The organism is Dyadobacter sp. CY326 (assembly GCF_021390515.1).
Lineage (GTDB): Bacteria > Bacteroidota > Bacteroidia > Cytophagales > Spirosomataceae > Dyadobacter.
The window spans coordinates 247874-269570 of sequence record NZ_JAJUXI010000006.1; the positions used below are offsets into that span (position 1 = coordinate 247874).

Annotated in this window: 19 protein-coding genes; 15 read left to right on the forward strand and 4 right to left on the reverse strand. The window is 45.8% G+C overall.

All coding sequences use genetic code 11. The features are described from left to right. The first annotated feature begins 64 nt into the window (after window positions 1-64). Window positions 65-2758 carry a PVC-type heme-binding CxxCH protein gene (locus LZG73_RS13865; RefSeq protein ID WP_233850520.1) on the forward strand — a complete coding sequence of 898 codons (2694 nt, stop codon included), beginning with the start codon at window positions 65-67 and terminating at the stop codon, window positions 2756-2758. Between the two features lie 83 nt (window positions 2759-2841). Further along, window positions 2842-3762: a hydroxypyruvate isomerase family protein gene (locus LZG73_RS13870; protein ID WP_233850522.1), complete on the forward strand. Its 921-nt coding sequence runs from the start codon at window positions 2842-2844 to the stop codon at window positions 3760-3762. Between the two features lie 90 nt (window positions 3763-3852). Here LZG73_RS13870 and LZG73_RS13875 read toward each other — a convergent pair whose 3' ends face one another. Then, entirely contained in the window at window positions 3853-4164 is a 312-nt protein-coding gene (locus LZG73_RS13875; protein ID WP_233850524.1) for an isoamylase early set domain-containing protein, read from the reverse strand. A 148-nt stretch (window positions 4165-4312) separates the two neighbouring features. Beyond that, window positions 4313-6574, reverse strand: a complete 2262-nt coding sequence (locus LZG73_RS13880; RefSeq protein WP_233850526.1) for a TonB-dependent receptor — start codon at window positions 6572-6574, stop codon at window positions 4313-4315. A 194-nt stretch (window positions 6575-6768) separates the two neighbouring features. Between LZG73_RS13880 and LZG73_RS13885 the strand changes: the two genes are divergently transcribed. Continuing rightward, window positions 6769-7179, forward strand: coding sequence for a DoxX family protein (locus tag LZG73_RS13885; RefSeq protein WP_233850528.1), 411 nt, complete (start codon window positions 6769-6771; stop codon window positions 7177-7179). A gap of 55 nt (window positions 7180-7234) precedes the next feature. On the opposite strand, the gene LZG73_RS13890 is transcribed toward LZG73_RS13885, so the two are convergent. Beyond that, window positions 7235-8206 (reverse strand): aldo/keto reductase, encoded by a 972-nt coding sequence (locus LZG73_RS13890; RefSeq protein ID WP_233850530.1) that lies wholly within the window; start codon window positions 8204-8206, stop codon window positions 7235-7237. Between the two features lie 160 nt (window positions 8207-8366). On the opposite strand from LZG73_RS13890, the gene LZG73_RS13895 reads away from it, so the two are divergent. The 6 genes from LZG73_RS13895 to LZG73_RS13920 all read left to right on the forward strand — a co-directional run bounded on the left by LZG73_RS13895 (window position 8367) and on the right by LZG73_RS13920 (window position 14111). Further along, entirely contained in the window at window positions 8367-9131 is a 765-nt protein-coding gene (locus LZG73_RS13895) for a M23 family metallopeptidase (RefSeq protein WP_233850532.1), read from the forward strand. A gap of 68 nt (window positions 9132-9199) precedes the next feature. Then, a complete protein-coding gene (locus tag LZG73_RS13900) occupies window positions 9200-10486 on the forward strand; it encodes an aminotransferase class V-fold PLP-dependent enzyme (protein WP_233850534.1) in 1287 nt (428 codons plus the stop codon). Window positions 10487-10693: 207 nt separating this feature from the next. After that, window positions 10694-11311, forward strand: coding sequence for a hypothetical protein (locus LZG73_RS13905; protein WP_233850536.1), 618 nt, complete (start codon window positions 10694-10696; stop codon window positions 11309-11311). A gap of 15 nt (window positions 11312-11326) precedes the next feature. Further along, a complete protein-coding gene (locus tag LZG73_RS13910) occupies window positions 11327-12499 on the forward strand; it encodes a glutathionylspermidine synthase family protein (RefSeq protein WP_233850538.1) in 1173 nt (390 codons plus the stop codon). A gap of 237 nt (window positions 12500-12736) precedes the next feature. Further along, window positions 12737-13069: a hypothetical protein gene (locus LZG73_RS13915; RefSeq protein WP_233850540.1), complete on the forward strand. Its 333-nt coding sequence runs from the start codon at window positions 12737-12739 to the stop codon at window positions 13067-13069. 295 nt (window positions 13070-13364) lie between these two features. Continuing rightward, on the forward strand, window positions 13365-14111 hold the full coding sequence (locus tag LZG73_RS13920; protein WP_233850542.1) for an SDR family NAD(P)-dependent oxidoreductase: 747 nt from the start codon (window positions 13365-13367) through the stop codon (window positions 14109-14111). On the opposite strand, the gene LZG73_RS13925 is transcribed toward LZG73_RS13920, so the two are convergent. Further along, window positions 14105-14443, reverse strand: a complete 339-nt coding sequence (locus LZG73_RS13925) for a cupin domain-containing protein (protein WP_233850544.1) — start codon at window positions 14441-14443, stop codon at window positions 14105-14107. The two genes, LZG73_RS13920 and LZG73_RS13925, sit on opposite strands and share 7 nt — an antisense overlap. A gap of 120 nt (window positions 14444-14563) precedes the next feature. Between LZG73_RS13925 and LZG73_RS13930 the strand changes: the two genes are divergently transcribed. The 6 genes from LZG73_RS13930 (at window position 14564) to LZG73_RS13955 (ending at window position 21688) form a co-directional block, all read left to right on the forward strand. Continuing rightward, the gene (locus LZG73_RS13930; RefSeq protein WP_233850546.1) at window positions 14564-15118 is read left to right on the forward strand and encodes a hypothetical protein; all 555 of its coding nucleotides are present in this window, start codon (window positions 14564-14566) and stop codon (window positions 15116-15118) included. Window positions 15119-15258: 140 nt separating this feature from the next. After that, entirely contained in the window at window positions 15259-15819 is a 561-nt protein-coding gene (locus tag LZG73_RS13935; RefSeq protein WP_233850548.1) for a carboxymuconolactone decarboxylase family protein, read from the forward strand. Window positions 15820-15845: 26 nt separating this feature from the next. Further along, entirely contained in the window at window positions 15846-16421 is a 576-nt protein-coding gene (locus tag LZG73_RS13940) for a carboxymuconolactone decarboxylase family protein (protein WP_233850550.1), read from the forward strand. Window positions 16422-16433: 12 nt separating this feature from the next. After that, window positions 16434-19205, forward strand: a complete 2772-nt coding sequence (locus tag LZG73_RS13945; RefSeq protein ID WP_233850552.1) for a TonB-dependent receptor — start codon at window positions 16434-16436, stop codon at window positions 19203-19205. Between the two features lie 18 nt (window positions 19206-19223). Then, entirely contained in the window at window positions 19224-20441 is a 1218-nt protein-coding gene (locus LZG73_RS13950) for an MFS transporter (RefSeq protein WP_233850554.1), read from the forward strand. A 104-nt stretch (window positions 20442-20545) separates the two neighbouring features. Continuing rightward, window positions 20546-21688 (forward strand): DUF3179 domain-containing (seleno)protein, encoded by a 1143-nt coding sequence (locus LZG73_RS13955; RefSeq protein WP_233850556.1) that lies wholly within the window; start codon window positions 20546-20548, stop codon window positions 21686-21688. The last annotated feature ends 9 nt before the right edge of the window (window positions 21689-21697 follow it).

Here is a 21697-nt window from a genome sequence, read left to right on the forward strand (position 1 = left end):
TATTTCAGGAAACATAAGGTATTTTTATACGTTATTTGAGTATCCTGCATCATCAAAGTTTGTTTTGAAACAATCGAATTTCCCTAAGTCTGCATTACTAATTGCCGTAAATACGCTCTTCTTTAACTTTTGCGGTTTCTGTCAACTTTCTGATTCATTAGTGGTTACTGACACGGACAGCATTTACGCTACGCTCTCGGAACCCGAAAAAAGATTTTCACGAAATGCAGTCCTCGGACTCAAAGTGGCCGACGGGTTGGAAGCTTCTCTTTTTTCGTCCGAACCCGACGTTATCAACCCCATTAACATTGATGTAGACCACCGCGGCAGGGTTTGGGCTTGCGAAGCCTATAATTATCGTCCTGCCGTTAATGGCAAGTCGGAGCTTGGGCAGGGTGATCGCATTGTGATTATGGAGGACAAAGACGGCGATGGCAAATCGGACGTTACCAAGGTTTTTTACCAAGGTCCCGAACTGAATGCGCCGCTGGGAATTTGGGTGATGGGTAACAAGGCAGTCGTTTCGCAGAGTCCATATGTCTGGCTTTTTACGGACACCAATGGCGACGATAAAGCAGATACAAAAGAGGTTTTGTTTAAAGACATTGGCGGCGCACAAAACGATGCGGGCGTCCACGCATTTGTTTTTGGTCCAGACGGTAAATTCTATTTCAACTTCGGAAATGCAGGAAGACAGCTTGTGGACGGTCAGGATCGTCCGTTGCTCGATAAATATGAGCGACCGATCGATTTCAGACAATTTAAGCAAGGAGTGGTTTTCAGATGTGATCAGGACTTTACCCATGTTGAAATATTAGCAGAAAATTTCCGGAATGGCTTTGAAGTGGCTGTCGACAGTTACGGAACCATGTGGCAATCCGATCAGGAGGAGCCTGGCAATGGTGGCGACCGCGTTTCTTATGTGATGGAAAATGGAAATTTTGGATACATTGATGAAATGACCGGTGCAAGCTGGCGTCTCAATAGGACCAATCTGGAAGATGAAATTCCGCGCAGACATTGGCATCAGAATGACCCGGGCGTTGTGCCGAATTTGATTGAAACTGGTTCGGGTTTTCCGATGGGCATGACAGTATATGAAGGCGATTTGCTTCCCCGCCAATATTGGGATCAGGTTTTACTTGCCGATGCTGGTCAACAAAATGTAAGCGGATTCCCAGTCGAAAGTGAGGGCGCAGGTTATAAATCAAAAGGAATTTTGCCGATCGTCACAGGCACGCGTGACAAATGGTTTCGTCCTACGGACGTGTGCGTTGCGCCAGACGGCTCGCTCATTGTTTCGGATTGGTATGATCCCATTGTAGGCTCTCATAAAATGAAGGATAAAAGCCGGGGCAGAATATTTCGCATCGCGCCAACCGGCACGCTTTACAAGATTCCTGTTTTTGACTTAACCATTCCTGAGCAAGCTGTTAAGGCATTGCAAAGCCCCAATTTATCAACGCGTTACATGGCCTGGAATGCTTGCGTAAAGCATGGCTGGACCGCAGAGCCTTTCCTGGAAGAGCTTTTCCGATCGGTTAGTGTAAGTCCAAAGTTACGCGCGCGCGCATTGTGGGTGCTAAACCGGATCGAAGGGTTTAATTACCGAAATCTTGACATTGCATTCAGAGAAATGAACCCGAACCTGAGGATCACAGCATTGCGTGCCGTTAGGCAGCGAAACAGCGATCCGACAGAATACATTAAAAGGCTCACTTCTGACCCTGATCCGCAGGTGCGCAGGGAATGTGCATTGGCGATCAACCATAACCATACTTACGAAGCATTGGACGTTTGGCTGCAACTGGCCAAGCAATATAAAGGAAATGACCGCTGGTCTGTGGAAGCGTTGAGTATTGGCGCTTATGATCAATGGGAGCGGATATTTCCAGCGTGGCTGGCTCGCGCAGGCGACAATCCGGTTGCCACGAGCGCCGGGAAAGACATTGTTTGGCTGGCAAGAACACGCCAGGCGATTCCTTATCTGACACAAGCGGCTGCGGATACAAGTGTTAGTTTCAAAAGCCGATTACGTTATTTCCGTGCATTTGATTTTTTCCACGCAGGTTATGAAAAATCGCAAGCCTTGCTGAATGTGATGACGGTGAATTCTTCGGATCGCATTGAAGTGAGTAAGCTGGCATTATTGCATTTGGACAAATCTTTCGTAACCAACTCACAACAAGGACTTACCGCATTGAACAAACTCCTCGACGAAACCTACGGAACAGAACATTACATTGACCTGATGACCCGCTACGAACTGGATTCTGAAATGGACAGGCTTTTCAAAATGGCTTTGGACAAATCAGGAGAAGTGGTGGGAAGGGACGCAGGCGCATTGCTGCTCGAACAGGCGGGGATTTCGTATGTCACACAAAAACTTGCGGGTTTGAGTGAAACGAAAAAATCAGCTTTGCTGGCTTCTTTGCAGACAGTCGGCAGTCCGGAGTCGGTTTATTTGTTGAGAAATACGGCATTGGATCCCAATGAGCCGGAATCTGTTCGGAAAAACGCGGCTAAATATCTGGGAGCGAGCTGGCCCGGGGAAGAAGCGGTTGTAAAATTGCTGCGTGAGGACCGCGTTGCCGGTGAAGTTAAAGAGGCAACTTTGGAAGGGGTGAAAAATGCTTTCCGTGAAGAGATTAAGGCAGAACTTGCCCCTTATTTTCCTAAACCGAAAGAAGAGCAAATTGCAGAGCCGAGCAAGTCCGATAGCAAGAAAGATAGAAAAAGAAAACGCAGAAGAAGCTAGGGAATGTAAGTTTCCGGCCTGATTTGCGGTATATTTCCCGGCAGCGCATCTTTACATTGTTAAAAACATAACGTAAAGAAAATATGCTCCGCAGAAATTTTGTAAAATCTTCACTTGGTTTGGCTGGTGCAGCGCTCGTAGCAGGAGAAGCTTTCGCTACTGCCCCAATGGCCAAGAATAAATTCAAGCTTAAATACGCGTCTCACTTCGGCATGTTCCAAAACAGTGCAGGAAAAGACGTCATTGATCAGCTAAAATTTATGGCTGACCAGGGATTTATGGCCATTGAAGATAATGGGATGATGGGCCGTCCGGTGGAGCAGCAGGAGGCGATTGCCAAAGAAATGACGCGCCTGGGCATGCAAATGGGCGTTTTTGTAGTTGATAAAGGAGGAAACGGAGCCAACACATTGGCAGCCGGCAAGCAGGAATACATTGATATTTTCTTGAATGGCTGTAAAAAAGCAGTCGAAGTTGCCAAGCGCGTGAATGCGAAATGGATGACCGTTGTGCCGGGTGATTTTGAAAGAAATCTGCCGATCGGCGTGCAAACCGGTAATGTGATCGATGCTTTGCGCCGCGGAGCTGAAATTCTTGAACCGCATGGGATGGTGATGGTTTTGGAGCCACTGAGCGATTCGCCGAACCTGTTCCTGCGCACATCCGACCAGACTTACGAGATCTGTCGCGGTGTCAATAGCAAGTCTTGTAAAATCCTATACGACATTTACCACATGCAGAAAAACGAAGGACGTTTGCTTTACAACATTGACCGCACTTGGAGTGAAATCGATTATTTCCAGATTGGAGATGAGCCGGGCCGTAAGGAGCCAACAACAGGTGAAATTAATTACAAAAACATTTTCAAATACATTTACGACCGCAGCAAAAAGGAAAACAAGTCGTTCATTATGGGCATGGAACACGGTAATTTTTCACCGGGTAAGGAAGGTGAAGAAGCGCTGATTAAGGCTTATGTTGAAAGCGATAACTTTGCAATTTAAGCAGCCTATTTTTGATTTTGATATAACAAAAAAACACCGGATCGTATTCATTACGATCCGGTGTTTTTGCTCTTAATGGCTGATAATCAGTTACAATACAACAACTGAATTTTCAACTGTCTCATCAACGCCAGCAGCTACATATTTGTCTGCTTCCCAATCATTTTCCCATTTCGCGTCATCCAAAATGTAACGGAATTGATACTCACCTGATGCAAGTTCAAGACTTGTTTTGAAAGAGCCGTCTTTCTGCTTTTTCAATGCAATTGCTTCCTCAGGATTCCATCCGTTAAACTCGCCAACAAGCGCAACTTTTTTTGCTTCAACTGCTGCTTCTGCTGGAACTGTAAATGTTACTTTGTAAACTGATTTACTTTTTACAAACTGCTTAGTTAATGCCATGATTATGTAGTGTTAAATAGTTGATGAGACAAATATACAATCAAAAAATCTTCAAATCAATGAATATCAATATCATATAGGTATTTCATCTTCGAATAATTATAGTTAACGTGCGTGCGGGCTTTTGTGTTTTCTTATCGGCTCACAATTAGCGCAACGTATATCGCAGACCGAGAAAGCCCCTGATGCCCTGATTAGGCGCAAAAACGTATGATGGATCGAATGTCAACCGATAGGGATTATCGGGCGTTGCGAGCACTTGTCCATGTTCATCAAATTTTACATTTTTATCAAAAGGGTCATTGGATCGGGCAATAGAATTGGCTGGCGGAGTAAAATTTAACAGGTTTTTGACGCCGCCGTATATTTCCAGACCATTGTCAAACTTCTTGGTAATCTGAATGTTTTGCAACGACCACACAGGTGAAATGCGTGCCCGCGGATCGTCCTCGCTAAGGATCGGCAAGCGCATGGGTCCGTAAATGTTTCCGGTATAATCCACCGACAAACCTGCCCGTTGAAACTCATAGGAGACCGACCAAACTCCCGTGTATTTTTCAGTCAAAACCGGACGAAAACGAACGCCATTCTCTTTCTGGAAATTTTCCATATAAGTCCCGCCTGCGATGATTTTTAGCGGAAAAGGAAAATTAAAATCCAGATTCAGATTAACACCTTTTGAAACCGCATAACCATCCAGATTGTCATAAATGATCTCATTCGGATTTGTATCGTAATCTGGCAGAATGCGGTTGGTGAAATGCGTGTAAAAAACCGATGCGTCAAATCCTATGAACGAGCTTCCCGTTACGATCTTTTTCACGAAATTTACATTCACATTCCAGCTTTGCTCGGGATTAAGCGCTTCCTTCAAAATCACCTGCCGCGAGCCCGTCAATGCAGCGTGATCTTCGGTAAATAAATTGACAATCCTGAATCCGCGTCCGACGTTCAGGCGAACGACGTCGGTCTGGTTGAATTTGTACTTATAAGCCAGTCGCGGTGTGAAAATGCTTCCGTGGCGGCTGTTATAGTCGTATCTCGCACCTAGCAGCACAGAATGCGCGCCTGCTTTAATTTCGTCCTGCACAAAAATCCCGGGTAAAAATATCTTATCGGGATGGTCTTTCCCGTCCACAAAGCGCGTGGCGGTTGTGTTGTCATTATAGAAAGTGTAACGCAGGGGAGTTCCAAAAAGGAGGTTATGGCTCCCAATTTCTTTGTCCCACAACAATTGCGCAAAAGCTATTTTTTGATCCGCATTGAAAAGCACGTGGCCATAAGTAGAATTCTGGTTATGCGAGCTGAATGAATATTGCAGCGTTACTTTTTCGGTCGTCGGAAGCTGATAAGTGCCCAGGACTTCAAAGCGTTTGGTGTAAATGCTTTCGCCGTAAACGTCTGTCCCGCCGCGATAGGTTTTGTTCCAATTCATCTGCCCGCCCCAGCGATCTTCATAATAATAGCGCGCAGCAATGCTCGCAAGCCGGTTATCCTTCCGGTTAAAAGACCATTTGTTAAAAATCGAAATGCGGTTTTGTAAAGTCAGGTCTGTAAAACCGTCTTTATTGTTGTCAATTGGATTTTGATAATTGAAATAACTGACGCCCAAAAGCGAGCTGGCTTTCGCTCCAGCATTGAATTTGAAACCTAAATCAACATTATAATCCAGCCAAGACGTGCTGAATGCATCCGCGGAGAATACGGGCGCTTTCGATGGATTTTTCGTAATAATATTGATGAGTCCGCCGACAGCCTCAGAGCCATAAAGTGTTGATGCTGGCCCTTTTACAATTTCAACCCGTTCAATCAAGCTGTTCGGGATTCCCGATAAGCCATAAACGGTGGATAGCCCGCTCACCATCGGCATGCCATCGATGAGCACCATTGTGTAAGGCCCTTCCAACCCGTTAATGTGAATGTCGCCCGTGCTGCAAACATTGCAATTGAGCTGCGGCCTTACGCCATTGACATAACTAAGTCCTTCAAAAATGCTTGGAACCGGGTTTTTGTAAATGAATTTTGCTGTAATAATGTCAACCGGAACGGGGCTGTCCAACTTCGAAACTTCCTTCATGGTCCCCGTCACCACAACTTCGTCCAGTGCATTGGCTCCCGGCTTCATGACGAAATTACGAATCACATCTCGCTCGATCCTGACATTCTTTTCCGTAATGGAAGGCATGGAGATGAAGCTGACCCGAAGCGTGTAACTGCCTTTCGGAATGCCGACAATGCGGTAATTGCCTGATGAGTCCGCCGTCGCACCAATTTTCAACTCATTAATATAGACCGAAGCGCCAAATCCCGGTTCCGATCCATCCGCCAAAGTGATATTTCCGGACAAGCTGTGCTGTGCAAGTAAGGACCTTGAAAGTGTGCATAAAAGAATCAGTATGAGTGTCTTCATATAAGCTTAATCTTTGTTTTAACTTTTCCTTAATAATAATTTAGGTAAATCTAAAAATATTATTCCATAAACAATAACTTATGATTCGACGCATTAAAATTTTTGGAAACTTAATGTGGACTGATTTCAGTTAGCTAGATTGCAAGCGCTGGAAGTAATTTCTTGATGTTTAAACCAGAAAAACCCACTGAACTATGCTGAAAAAATTTTTGAAACCGATAAAGCTTCCCGCTTCTGGGGATTGGGGTGTTTTGATTTTGCGGGTAGGATTTTCCCTGCTCATGATCACGCACGGGTACGCGAAACTGTCAAGACTGCTGAGCGGAGATCATTCATTTGCAGATCCTATTGGAATAGGGGAAGAACTGTCGCTCTACCTAACGATTTTTGCTGAGTTTGGCTGCTCCATTTTGCTTGTTCTTGGGCTATTTAGTCGGGCGGCGCTCGTTCCCTTGATTTTCACAATGGCAGTTGTGTTACTTGTAGTTCATGCGGAAGATCCGTTTGACAAGAAAGAACACGCATTGTCTTTCCTGATCGTCTATGTAACGCTCTTTTTGACCGGTCCCGGTCGTTTTTCAGTGGATAGCGGTTTATATAAATGAAAAGAGCGCTTCCATGGCGGAAGCGCTCTTTTTCCTATCAATATTGTGACTTAACCTATTGAGACCATTGCGTAGGCGAGCGGTCCCAGCGGTGGGTTTTCAGCTTTTCCGCAACTGCCGCATCCAATAATTTGCCATCGCTAACAGAAACGTTGGATCTCACGTGAGGCAATTTACGCATGCCCGGAATGGTCGTATGCACATCGGGATTATTCAAAATAAACCTTAAAGCCAGCTCCGGCATTGTCATTCCTTCCGGGATGTCCGCCTTCAAAGCTTCGGCATGATCGACACTCGAATTCAGGTTTTCAGGCACGAAGTAAGTCGAGCGCCAGTCGTCGGCAGGGAAAGTTGTTTCCTTTGTCAATGTTCCGGTTAATGTGCCTTCATCAAACGGCACGCGCGCGATAACGCCGATGTCCAGTTTTTTACAAAGCGGAAATAGATTGTCTTCCGGCGCCTGGTCAAAAATGTTATAAATCACCTGCACGGCGTCAATAAGCCCCGTTTCAAGCGTTTGCAGCACATTGCCTGGTTCCCAGCGGTTTACGCTGATGCCCCAGCGTTCCACTTTTCCTTCCCGGGTCAATTTTTGAATGGCTTCTTTCCACTCGTCTTCCTCTGCCCACGTATCTTCCCAAACATGGAATTGAAGCAGGTCAATACGTTCTGTGCCGAGGTTTTGAAGGCTTTTTTCTGTGTATTCGACAATGTAATCCGCAGGAAAAACGTCAGATAAAGATGAACCTGGTTTGGAAGGCCATTGACGGTTTTTTGGCGGAATTTTTGTTGCTGCATATAATTTGCGGTCCGGATAGCGGCGGATGAGGTCGCCCAAAATGCGCTCACTAAGCCCTTCTCCATAACCCCACGCAGTGTCAAAAAAATTGACGCCAGACTCAACGGCAAGGTTAAGCGAGTCATCTGTTTCCTTGCGGTCAGAGCCGGTCCAGCCCGCAAGTCCCCACATTCCGTAACCTATTTCGCTGATTTGCCAGCCACTACGCCCAAAACGACGGTTTTGCATTGTATAGTAAATTTAGTGTTCCTGTTTTAAAGCGTTTGATCGCGTCTTTTTAATGTTTAAGAAATACATTTGTAGAATTTTAAGTTCATAAAGTTGAGATAACGTTCTTCAATAAAACTTGTAAGTGAGAGACAAAGGGTTGATGGTAAAAGCATTGTTGATGACAATAAAAAGAATGGTCGGAATTGTGTTGATCCTCAGCATTTCCGGCTGGATAAATGAAAGCGAACCTTCCGAAAAATTAAGTGAATCCTGTGCCGCATTCCACCAGATCCAGATGGATATCCGGGACGATGTGATTTCGCCGGACTCCGCAAGGGCAGCCTTTCGGGCTGTTATGCAGCAGCTAAGAGCCGAATTCAAAAGAGATACATGTCACGCCATTGATTCTGCTTATTTTGTTTATCCTGTCAAAAACTACACCGCCCGAGAATCTGTCGGCGGCCGCGGAAAGGGTTATCGGGCTGATGGTTTCGACCTTTTTGATAACAATGTAAAAGGAAGCCATCCGGCGCATGATTTGTTTATCAAAGACAAAGACCAGGATAATCTCGACGATCGCACCTGGAAACCCGTTGATGTGCTTGCATTTACATCCGGCATTGTCCTGGCAACGGAAACTGGCTGGAAGTTTGACAGTGAATATCGGGGCGGGAACTGGATATGGATTTATGATCCGTGCCTCGACGGCGTCTTTTATTATGCACACAACAACATCATTGAAGTGCAACCCGGACAATGGGTGAATGCAGGCGATAAAATTGCAGAAATGGGACGTTCGGGTTATAATGCTTATCAAAAACGCTCGCCGACGCATTTGCATTTAATGTTCCTGCAACTCGACGAATATGGCATGCCGCTTCCCGTCAACACTTACGACTGGATGCTCATGGCAACTACAAAAGGGAGCTCGCCGGATGAATGATTGGGATTGATGCTATTTAATTAATAAATTGTAGCTCACTCTATTACTATCCCGAAAACCTGATTTTTATGAACAATCGCCGGTCCTTTTTCCGAAAGAGCGCGGCCATTGGCATCGGCGCCTTTGGTCTTAACAGTCTGTTCAACGAGCTCCATGCCGAAAGTTTTCATGAAGCAGAAAAGCTTTGGAATGCAAGCAGCGCCGATAATGAAGATTACTGGTCGGTGATCCAGGATGCTTACACGGCGAGCAAAGGCGACATCATCATTCTCAATAACGGAGGCGTTTCGCCTTCTCCTATTGCCGTGCAGGAAGCTTTGGAAAAATACAACAAAGCAGCCGCTCAAGGCCCTTCCTATTATATGTGGCGGATCATTGACAAAGGTCGCGAGCCGCTCAGGCAGCGTTTGGCTAAATTAGCTGGCTGCGATGCCGAGGAAATTGCGATCAACCGCAATGCTACGGAAGCGCTTAACACGATCATTTTCGGCCTGCCGCTGGAAAAAGGAGATGAAATTATCGGCACCATTCAGGATTATCCGAACATGATCCAGGCGTGGAAGCAAAGGGAAATGCGCGACGGATTGGTTTATAAACAGCTTTCTTTTGATTTTCCAATTGAAAACGATGAACAGATTGTAAAGGCTTACGCGGATGCGGTGACCCCCAAAACCAAGATCATTCACGTGACGCATATCATCAACTGGGTCGGGCAGATTATGCCGGTTAAAAAGATCTGCGACATGGCGCACAGCAAAGGAATTGAGGTCGTTGTAGACGGCGCGCACACATTCGGTTTGCTCGATTTCAAAATCCCTGATCTGGGTTGTGATTATTTTGGAACAAGTCTGCACAAATTTTTGAGTGCGCCTGTGGGAAGCGGCATGATGTGGGTTAAGAAAGAAAAAATCGAAAAACTATGGCCCTTACTCTGCAACAGTCAGCCAAAAAGCAAAGATATCCGCAAATTTGAAACCTTGGGCACACGCAGTTTTTGCATTGAGCAGGCCATTGGCGAGGCCATCAATTTCCAGGAAGGCATTGGTTCAAAAAGGAAACAGGAACGCGTGCATTATTTGAAAAAATACTGGGCCGAAAAAGCATTGCAAATACCGGGTGTCAAAATCCATACATCACTAAAACCTGAATATTCGTGCGCCATTGCGGGTGTAAGCATTGATGGCATGAAGCCGGAAGAGCTGGACAGCAAACTGATGAAAGAATATCAGATTCATACGGTGGGAATAAATTGGGAAAATATTCATTGTGTGCGTGTTACGCCCCATGTTTATACCAAAATAAGTGATCTCGACAAGTTTGTCGGCGCACTCGAAAAGATTGCAAAAAAAGCCTGACAAGCATTCCAACTTACCATTTAGAAGCATAATCTTCGCCTATCCGGCTGGGTTATGCTTTTTTGTTTACAGTATATTCCGGGTTTGACCGTTTATAGTAGTGTAGGATTTGAAAGTCGGTAAATTCAGCCACTTGAAACAATTGCATTTTGATGCGGGCTCGAAATTTTTATTTTTGATTGCATCAGCTTAAAAACCAAGTTAAATATGACCCAGTTACGAAAGGGTTCTTTCATTAAAAGAGCCAAAGATATTAGCATTAGCGGAGCGTTGGCGCTGGCCATTTTGTCCTCCGGCATTGGCATGACAGGTTGCGGTTCCAATGAAGACGAAGAAGCATACAGTTATGAAGAAAGTTCTTATTCGAAAGGCATTCGCTCGCATATTAAGGAAGTGAAGCCGGGTGAATTCAAAATAACGGACGAAGAAAGCGTCGACGCAGACAAATCCGTTGCAATTGTAACCTATCTCGACGGACACACCGATTCACTGAGCACAGCAGCAGCCAAAGCATTAATCGATGACGAAATCAAGAATAACAATGCCAATGTAGGACACCACAGCGGCCTTTCGAGCATGCTTTTGTATGGTGGAATGGGTTATATGTTGGGAAGAAGTTCGGGGAATTCTTACATGAACAACTTCCGTGGCCGGGACAACGGAAACATGGCCAGAGGCTTTTACAGTGATCCAAATGTTTATAACAGATCACAAAGCGCAGTGCAGCAAGTCAATGCTTCGCGCACAACGCGCACGGTGACTGCCCGTCCAAAAGGCGGCAGAAATGGTTTCTTTGGTCGCTCTGCGGGCAGAAGCGGAGGTTAATTTAAATTTGAAATAATGATTAAATTAAAATCGCTTTCCAATCATCCGGAAAAAGCACTTCAAAATGTAGGCTGGGACTGGATGCTGGGAGCAGACACAGCACCCTATGTCGTGAGCGATGTGGTGGTGATCAGTGAAGCGCAGGCTGTCCAGTATTATGAAGCAGCCGGGACATTGTACGAAATGATGGTGGAAGCCGGGCAATATGTGATCGACAATGGCCTTTTTAAAGATATGGGCATCCCTGAAAACCTCATTGAGCTGATCGAGCTTTCGTGGCAGGACGACCGCCAGATTCATTTATATGGAAGATTTGACCTCGCGGGAGGGATTGACGACGAGCCTGTTAAGCTTATAGAATTCAATGCCGACACCGCAACTTGCATTCCTGAAACGGCAGTGGTTCAATGGGCGCACCTGCGCATGAACGGACTGGACGACTCCCAGCAATTCAACACACTTTACGAGACGCTCGTTGGTCAGTTCAGATATTTAAAGGAAGCGAATAACGACCTCGATGCTTCCATCCTTTTCTCCACCATGCGCGGCTATCCCGAAGACGACACCAATGTTGCGTTGCTTACAGAGGCGGCACGGGAAGCCGGTTTCGACGTAGACTTTGCGTATATAGAGGAGGTTGAGTTTTCAAACGGAGAAGGGATTTTCAAAATGGTGCCCAATTCCAATGATTTTGTACGCTTCGATTTCTGGTTCAAACTCGTGCCCTGGGAATATATTGGCAACGACGAGCCGGAGCTGGCAACAATGCTCACAGACATTGTTAAGAACCGCAAAGCCGTCATTCTGAATCCCGCTTACACGCTTTTATTCCAATCGAAATACATTCTGAAAGTGTTATGGGATCTTTATCCATATCATCCTTTGCTGCTGCAAACAGAGCGCTATGCATTGCCGCATAAAAAGTCGGTGAGTAAAGTGCTTTTTGGCCGTGAAGGCGCCAATGTTTCCATTTTAGAAAAAGGCGGAGAAGTGCTGGAAAGCGTTGAAGGTGAATACGATGACCAACCAAAAATTTATCAGGAATATCTCACTTTCCCCGTAGATGCAGCCGATCATTCCTATCAGGCGGGAGTGTTTTATGCTGGTGAAGCCTGCGCGCTTGGCTTCCGGCGCGGTGGGCGCATTCTGGACAACAAAGCGCAGTTCGTTGGTCACATCGTAGACTAATTGCCTGTTTTTAATTTTAATTCAACGTGTCGTAATTGCCTGTCAATGTTGTTGATACGTCAAAATCAACCGCAGGGTAACTGAAACGACCGTTTGCTAATCTTTTTAATAAAAAACGGTTTTGAATTACAAAGTTTGTAGCGGCAGTTGAGGTTGTGTCTGGTATGCGTTTTGTCTAGCAACGCAATCAGTCAATTCAACGCCGGATCAGCCTGAAAATTCTTAAACAAAACTGTAATGATACACGAAAAAATTTTTCAATTAAAAAATGGACGAGAAGCCAAAGTCATAGTAAAAGGTTATTTCCTTCACGATAGTCCGCAACGAAGCACAGAATACGAAATATTGATCCGCGAACCCAAAGAAAAATACTTCCGGGCACCGATTGGAATCAATCATCCACAATATTGGAAATTGAAACGATTAACTTCACAACAAGCCAGATTATTAGTCATGGAATACAGTGGAGTCTCGCAACGGCAAGTCAATCAAGCCATTAACGAATTCAATACAGTTTTGAGTTTCCCCGCAGCGCACATTGGCCTGCAATACGAGACAGAATTGGTATAAACTCAATCAGATTTCATGATTTGCAAAAAAGACAACAACAGTTCCGTGCAAATCACATTCATTCGGATTTTCACTTGTAAAGCGGGCGAATAACTTTCATTAAAAATGAAGTTGTTTTGTCCGCTTTAATATTTTCTTCGCGTTTCACCCATTCGACAGACTCGCGATTCTCGCCTTTTTTACAAAATAATCCTCAATTCCAGGCTGCAATGCTAATATAGACGGTTAAAAAACGCGTAGATGATGCTTTTAACCTTGGCTTCATCGCCAAAGCACTTAACGTTATCATAAAATCATGCAAACCGGTTTCAGCGGGCAAGTTGCGATCATCACCGGAGCTGCCTCCGGCCTCGGCCTTGTTATTGCGCATAAGCTTCTGAATGAAGGCGCTTATGTTGGTCTTTTCGATTTAAATATTGCATCCCTCCAAGCAGAGTTTATTGGCAACCCCGACAAGGAAGAGTTTGTCAGCGTCGATGTCTCCAATCAGGAAATGGTGGAAAAAGGCGTGGCGCAGGTTGTTGCGCGTTTCGGGAAAGTGGACATTCTCATTAATTGTGCGGGAATAACGGGAGCAACCAATCTAAAAAGTCATGAAGTGGACCCCGCAAACCTGCGGAAAGTGTTTGACGTCAACTTCACCGGAAGTTTTTACACATCCAAAGCCGTGCTGCCGCATATGATCGCGAACCATTACGGGCGTATTTTGCACATTGCCTCCATTGCCGGAAAGGAAGGAAACGCCGGAATGCTGGCCTATTCCGCTTCAAAAGCCGCCGTTATCGGCATGACCAAAGTGCAGGGAAAAGAATATGCAGAAAGCGGAATCACGATCAATGCATTGGCTCCTGCCGTCATCGAAACGCCCCTTGTGCACGCAATGCCGGATACGCAGGTGAAATACATGACCGACAAAATTCCCATGAAACGCTGCGGAACACTCGAAGAAGCGGCCAACATGGCCACATTCATTGTATCCGCGGAAAACAGTTTTACAACAGGTTTCACATTCGACCTTTCGGGCGGAAGAGCGACTTACTGATTCTTTTCCAGTTCGATAAAATCTTCGCGGACCGGCGTAAAGCAGTCGATTACTTTACATTGCGTATGTGCAACAGCGGAGTGCAGCGCGTGCGAAGGAATATATGCGGTCATGCCTTTGGTCAAAAGCATTTTTTCGCCGTCAATAATGAATTCAAGTTCGCCTTCCAAAACATGGCACCATTGCTCGTGATGGTGACTGTGTTCGGGCAAGATTGTGCCGTTATCGATCGTGAAATGTCCAAAGGTCATTTTATCTGAATGTGAGAGCGTTCCGTGGATGCCATCCCAGATTTTGACGTGTTTATTTGTATTAAAGTTTACAAAAGGCATAAAAGCGGCTTATTTAGCTTAAATCGAAATTTAAAAGTAATGAAAACGCAATGAGCTATTTGCTATTGATGTCGCTTTTTATACATTTGCATATTCCGACGAAATTTTAATATAATAACATTGCGCAGGATTTTATCCATACTGCTTTTGGGGCTGCTGCTTTACAACATGGTAGGCTATTCGATAGTTTACCTGTCGGAAGACACGCACACCATTAGTGAGCGGGGAAAAGATCTGGTTCAACAAACTTCGGATTCGCAGGATATTGTGATCAAAGTGCCTGTGGCCGTTCCTTACCAAAACAACTGGGAAGCGCCGGAGCAAGTGGAAGGTCAGATTGTGCATGAAGGGCAATATTACCAAATGAAAAGCCGCCAGCTGATCAATGACACCATGTATGTGCATTGTGAGTTTGACCAAACCGCCAGAGAACGGTTCAGCGATCTTGCTTCGAAAATCAATGATCAGGTTACAGGCAATGCGCCTAACCCGCAAAAAGACCAGCATTCCAACATCCTGAAAAATTTCGTTAAAGAATACATGTCCCAGGACAGGAAACATGTGTTTTATTTACTCGAATGGGCGCCAGCTCAAAATGTTGCCGTTTTCTACGTGCAACTCAATTCCTTCGAAAAACATTTTACCATTCCTTCGCCGCCACCCGATCTGGCTTAGTAACATCTTCATTTCTCCTTTTTGCTCGCATGCGACAGACATGCATTTCCGGACTTGAACCGTTCCTCAGAGAATTTTACTGAAAAATGGGGCTTGCCAAAAGGAGAAAAAATCATCTTACTAACTCAGATTTTTTCAAAATGGCGCATATCGCATTGCCCGACGAATCGCTTCCTGGCATCGTTGGACTGTTTAACTTCCGGCCCGAAACGGCCAAATCACTCCGTTGGCTTGCTGACACGCTTTTACGCGGAGAGTCGCCCTTAACCAGCGGTGAGAGAGAGCTCATTGCAGCTTATGTTTCCCATTTAAACGATTGCCAGTTTTGCCACATGTCGCATGCCTCGGCTGCTATGGCGCATTTGTCCTGCGATCTGGACAAAATTGCAGACATCCGTAATGACTTCAAGGAAATTCCGGTAACGCCAAAACTGCGTGCATTGCTTGCAATCGCAGCCAAAGTGCAGAAAAGCGGAAAAGAAGTTTCTGATGAAGACGTTGCAGCCGCACGGGCAGAAGGCGCCATTGATCGTGAAATTCACGACACGGTCCTCATTGCAGCCTCATTCTGCATGTTCAATCGCTATGTGGACGGCCTGGGCACCTGGGCACCTCAGGACAATGAGGATTACCGGGAAATGGGACAACGTATGGCCTTCAAAGGTTACATTCCAGCTCCTGTGGAAGCGGTTAAGCAGTAATTTTTCAAATTCAAAATCAGTAAGCAATGCCACACATTCCATTGCCGGAACATTTGCCGGGAATAACAGGTCTGCTGGAATACAACAAAGAAACCGCAGCGCCGATCCGAGAGTTAACGCAATTTATACTGCGAGGTGAATCCACATTGACGCCGGGAGAACGTGAGCTCATAGCGACGATCGTTTCGCACAACAATGCCTGCAAATTCTGCACAGCCGCGCACACCGCCGCAGCGGATCTGCTTTTGGGCAACACCGAAACCTGCGAAATCATGAAGCAGGACATTGACGCCGCACCCGTGAGCGACAAAATGAAAGCCTTATTGAAAATCGCTAAGCAAGTTCAGATCAGCGGGAAAGCCGTGACCACCGAAGCGATTGCAGAGGCGAAAAATAACGGCGCAACCGACATTGAAATCCACGACACGGTCCTCATTGCCGCCCTGTTTTGCCTTTATAACCGCTATGTGGACGGAATGGCGACCGTCGCGCCTGCCAATCCCGAATTTTACCAAGGACTCGGCCAACGTCTGGTTGACAATGGCTACAACAGATTAACCAATGGTTACGACCATTTGAAAAAACAAGAACAACCCGCATAAACCAACTCCTCTATGAAAAGAACTTTACTTTTTTTGCTTTCGCTCCTTTGCGTTTTTTGCACGGAAAATGCTTTTGCGCAATCCACGCAATTATCAGGGCACATCATTGATAATGACAGCCAGAAGCCGCTTTCAGGCGTTTCTGTTTCGGTTAAGGGAAAAAACACGGGCACCATTACGAATGCCGAAGGATATTTTGAATTGAAAACCAATGTGCCTGCTGTTCTGGTGGTTTCGCTCATTGGTTACACCAGGCAAGAAGCAGAGGTTGCCTCAGCCGGCGATCTGAAAATCAATTTGGTTGCGTCTGCGGAAGAGCTTAATCAGGTCGTGATTTCGGCTTCGCGGGTGGAAGAAAGCATTCTCCGTTCGCCGGTTAGCATTGAAAAAATGGATGCGAGGGCGGTTCAGCAGACGCCTTCGGCCAATTATTTTGATGGATTAGTGAATATGAAATCGCTGGATATGGTGACCAGCAGCCTCACTTACAAGCAAATCAACACAAGAGGATTTAACACAACGGGCAACAGCCGGTTTCTGCAATTGGTGGATGGCGTTGATAACCAGCCTTCCGGACTCGGTTTTGCGATGGGAAATCTCTTTGGTCCGCACGACATTGATGTGGAAAGTGCAGAACTTATTCCTGGCGCAGCGTCCGCATTATACGGTCCGATTGCTTTCAATGGCATGCTTAACACACGCACCAAAAATCCATTCGAATATCAGGGATTAAGTGCACAGACCAAGTTTGGCGTCAACCACATTGGCGATGGAACGGACCTTGGTGCAAAACCAATGTATGATCTGGCAGTGCGTTATGCCAAAGCATTTAATAACAAGCTTGCTTTTAAAGTCGCAGGATCATATCTCAAAGGAACTGACTGGTATGCAAACGATTACACAGACATTGACCCGAACACACCAGCAGCCAACCGCGGCCCCAACAACCCGGGAAAAAACGCATTAAACATTTACGGTGACGAGGTTGCGCAAACAATCCCGAGCATTGGCCGCGTTTCAAGAACCGGTTATGAAGAAAAGGATCTGGCGACTTACGGTGTTTACAGCCTCAAACTGCTCGGCGCATTGCATTACCGCATCACGGACAAGCTGGAAGCCATTTATCAAGGCAATTTTAACCAGGGGACAGCACAATATACAGGCAGTAACCGCTTCGTAATCAACGATTTCAAATTCATTCAGCACAGGCTTGAACTGAGAGGAAGCAATTTTTACATTCGCGCTTATTCCAACCAGGAGCGCTCTACAAATTCATACAACACCCGCGCACTGGGGCAGCAAATTAACCGGACCTGGGTAAAAGATTTGGCAGGAAATACAGTTTCGCCGGATAAAGCCGATGCAACCTGGTTTGAAAGATATACGGCAGCCTATAATGGTGCGGTGGCCTCAGTCGGCAGCAAGGACCACGCCTTAGCACGTGCTTTTGCCGATCAAGGCCGGATTTTACCAGGATCTAGTGAATATAACTCAGCCAAAGATCGCCTGATCCAGACGCGCGGACTAGCCGGAGCGGGCATTCTCAGCGAATGCAGCCTGCGTCATGTGGAAGGAATGTATGATTTCAGTTCCGCATTGAAATTTATCAATTTCCAGGTTGGAGGCAATTATCGCAAATATTATCTCAACACAGGCGGGACGCTTTTTGATGACAAAGACAAAAACCTCACTAATGAAGAATACGGCGTTTTCGCACAAGCTTCGAAGTCGTTCTGGAAAGATGTTTTGAAACTGACCGTTTCGGGTCGTTATGATAAAAATGAGAATTTTGACGGTCGTTTTACGCCGCGTGCTTCGGCAGTAATTTCTCCAAACGAAAACCACCATTTCCGCGCATCCTATCAAACCGGTTTCCGCAACCCAACCATTGGCGATCAATATATTAAGCTCAATGTTGGCCCAATCATCATTCTGGGCGGTGCGCCGGTTAATTCGGCTGGGCTTAATGCTTACGAAAACTCGGTGACAATTGCTTCTTTCGGTGCATTTGCAAGTGCATTTGGTGCTGATATGGCCAAAGGAACGCCATTCCCGCAGGCTGTTGCCAACAACAAAGACAAGCTTGTGAAATCCAATGTTCCTTACATTAAATCGGAAAAAGTAAAGAGCTATGAAATTGGTTATAAAGGCATTATTAGCAAGAAGTTGCTGTTCGACGTCAATTATTATTACAGCCAATACACAGATTTTATGATCAACACGGTTGTGGCAAGAGCAAAATCAAACATTCTTTTGCCTGATGGAAAGGTGAATCCCGCTGCCGCTGCCGAACTGCTTGGTGCGGACAGACAACTTTTTCAACTTTACACCAATGCCGCTGACCAGGTTTCAATTCAGGGCGTAAGCGCGGGCCTAACTTATTCGCTTCCAAAAAATTACAAAATTGGCGCCAATGCCACCTGGATCGACTTTAACATTGGCGAGGCTGATAAAAACAATGTTCCTGCATTCAACACACCGGAATGGAAAACCAACCTGATTTTTGGGAACGCAAGACTTACCGACAAAATCGGATTCAATATTGCTTGGCACTGGCAGCAGCGTTTTGACTGGTATGGCACATTTACAGAAATGCAACCTGGCAGAGTGAAAAGTTACAATCTGCTGGATGCGCAGGTTAGTTATCGCATTCCAAGCATGAAAACGATCGTTAAGCTCGGCGCTTCAAACCTTACAAATAAATATATCGTGCAAGCTTACGGTTCACCGGCAGTGGGCGGACTATATTATGTAAGCCTCAATTTTGATCAACTTTTCAGATAATCAGGATTCTTGAAAAACATGGAAACATTGGAATTAACGAGTCTGGAAGCAAAAGGAACAAGCTCTAAATGGCTTGCATTCGCCTTATGCGTTGTGAGTTACATGTTTAGCGGCACGGTTTCCACTTTAATGTCGGTTTACCTGCCCGTTGCCATTCCTGAGCTGAAAGGGCAACCCGTTTCCGAAGCGGAGCTTGGGGAAATCGGGGCTTACGTGAGTGCAGTGTTTCTTTATGGCTGGATGTGCGGCGGATTATTGTTCGGTTTTGTGAGTGACCGCATTGGTCGCGTGAAGTCGCTTGCATTGGTGACTGCGCTTTATGGCGTATGCACTTGCCTTGTTGCGCTTGTGCCGGACTGGTACAGCCTGCTCGCATTGCGTTTTGTAGCGGGCATGGGCGTGGGCGGCGTGCTGCTGATCACCACAGTTTATATTTCAGAAATTTGGCAAGAAAAAAGTAAGGCGGTGATCCTTGGAATCCTCGCCGTGTTCTTTCCAGTGGGCATTGTTACAACAGGCAGTTTGAATCTGATCTTTTCTGATTGGAGAAGTGCTTTCGCTGTTGGCTTCATTCCGGTAATTGCAGCGGTGCTAATCTATATTTTCCTTCCCGAATCCGACAAATGGCGGGTGACCAAAAGTCCAAGCAAAAAGCCGGAAGGCCTGTTTGCTGAAACAAACAGAGCAAATCTGCTTTCAGGATCGCTCATATTTGGCTCCGTGTTAATTGGACTTTGGGGGATTTTTTCATGGCTTCCAACCTGGGTGCAAACATTGCTGGCAGTGGGCGAAAACGGCCAGAAGGAACGTGGATTAATCATGATCCTTTTGGGTGTAGGCGGAATTTCGGGTGGAATTTTCTCAGGAATGCTGATCAATAGATTTGGCAAGAAAAAAACATTGATGTTCACATTCGCCACGTGCCTTGTCATGTGCTGCGTCCTTTTTTTGACGAACAAGACTTTTTCCAGCATTATTTACGTCGAAACAGCCATGCTTTCCTTTTGTTTCGGGATCAGTCAGGGAGCATTATCCAGCTACATTCCTGAGCTTTTCCCCGTGGCCATCCGTGCAACAGCAACCGGATTCTGTTTCAATGTTGGAAGATTTTTTACTGCCACCGCGGTCTTCTTTATCGGATCGCTCGTGGCAGTTTTAGGTGGTTTCGGGAATGCGTTACTCGTGTTCACCATCCCATTTCTGGTGGCTTTCGTAATCACCGCCAGAAGCAAATGACTCGCATATTATCATAGGTTAATAATTGGGCAAACGGATTTGCCGTATGGCGAATCCGTTTCTTTTTTTTCTAATTTATCGAAGATCGTAAGCATTAAAAATATATGAGAAAACTTTTTTACGCAGGCGTTGCAGGCATCATCATTTATGAGATTGCAAAGGTTTACTTCATCATGCCCATGCCTGGCAGTCAGCAGATGAACAGCATTGATTTGGCTTACTTTCTGCACTCCTGGCGCTGGCTTTTTCGGATTGTCTTTTGGTCAATGATCATTCTGGGCAGCTTTGCTGCATGGTCGGGCAAGCAAAAATGGATTACGCTTATTCTGCTTGTGATTTCGGGGGCAGTAACTTACGGAACCAATTATGAAATGGCCGCAGACACGATGTTTTACCAGCCATCGGCAGTTATTTTATACAATGCTTCGCAAAATAAAGTGAAGGACGACCGGCTCGTGATCGGTGTCGAAGTGAATGGTGAGGCCAAAGCTTATCCCATTCAATACATTGGTTATCATCACCAGGTGCGCGATGTCCTCGGCGGCAAGCCGATCATTGTCACTTACTGCACCGTTTGCCGGACCGGACGCGTTTTTGAGCCCATTGTCCAGGGAGAGCAAGACCGGTTCCGATTGGTGGGCATGGACCATTTCAATGCCATGTTTGAAGATGAAAAAACCGGAAGCTGGTGGCGTCAGGCCAACGGCGAGGCCATAGCCGGACCATTGAAAGGCCAAATGCTGCCCGAACTTCCCATTGCGCAAACGACAGTGTCCCAATGGTTTGCTTTGCATCCCAATAGTAAAATCATGCAGCCCGACCCGACATATCAGGCCAAATACGATTCCATGAGCCGCTACGAATCAGGAAAAGGGCGATCCACACTCACCAAGACAGACACAACCGCCTGGAAAGACAAATCCTGGGTCGTGGGCATAAAGGCAGGAAACAGCAGCAAAGCATATGACTGGCAGGCATTGCAAAAAAAGCGGATAATCAATGATCGAGTGGGCGACACGCCCGTTGCCGTGGTGCTGGCAGCCGATAACAAGAGCTTTTTTGCATTTCAAAAGGAACTGGGCCAGGAATTTACTATCAAAAATGACACATTGTTCGCGCAAAATGCAGCCTATAATCTGCTTGGGAAATCTGTTTCCGGAGATGAAGCGGATTTGAAACGCATCAATGCTTACCAGGAATTTTGGCACAGCTGGCGCACTTTCCATCCCGACACGCAGCAATATTGATTTTGAATA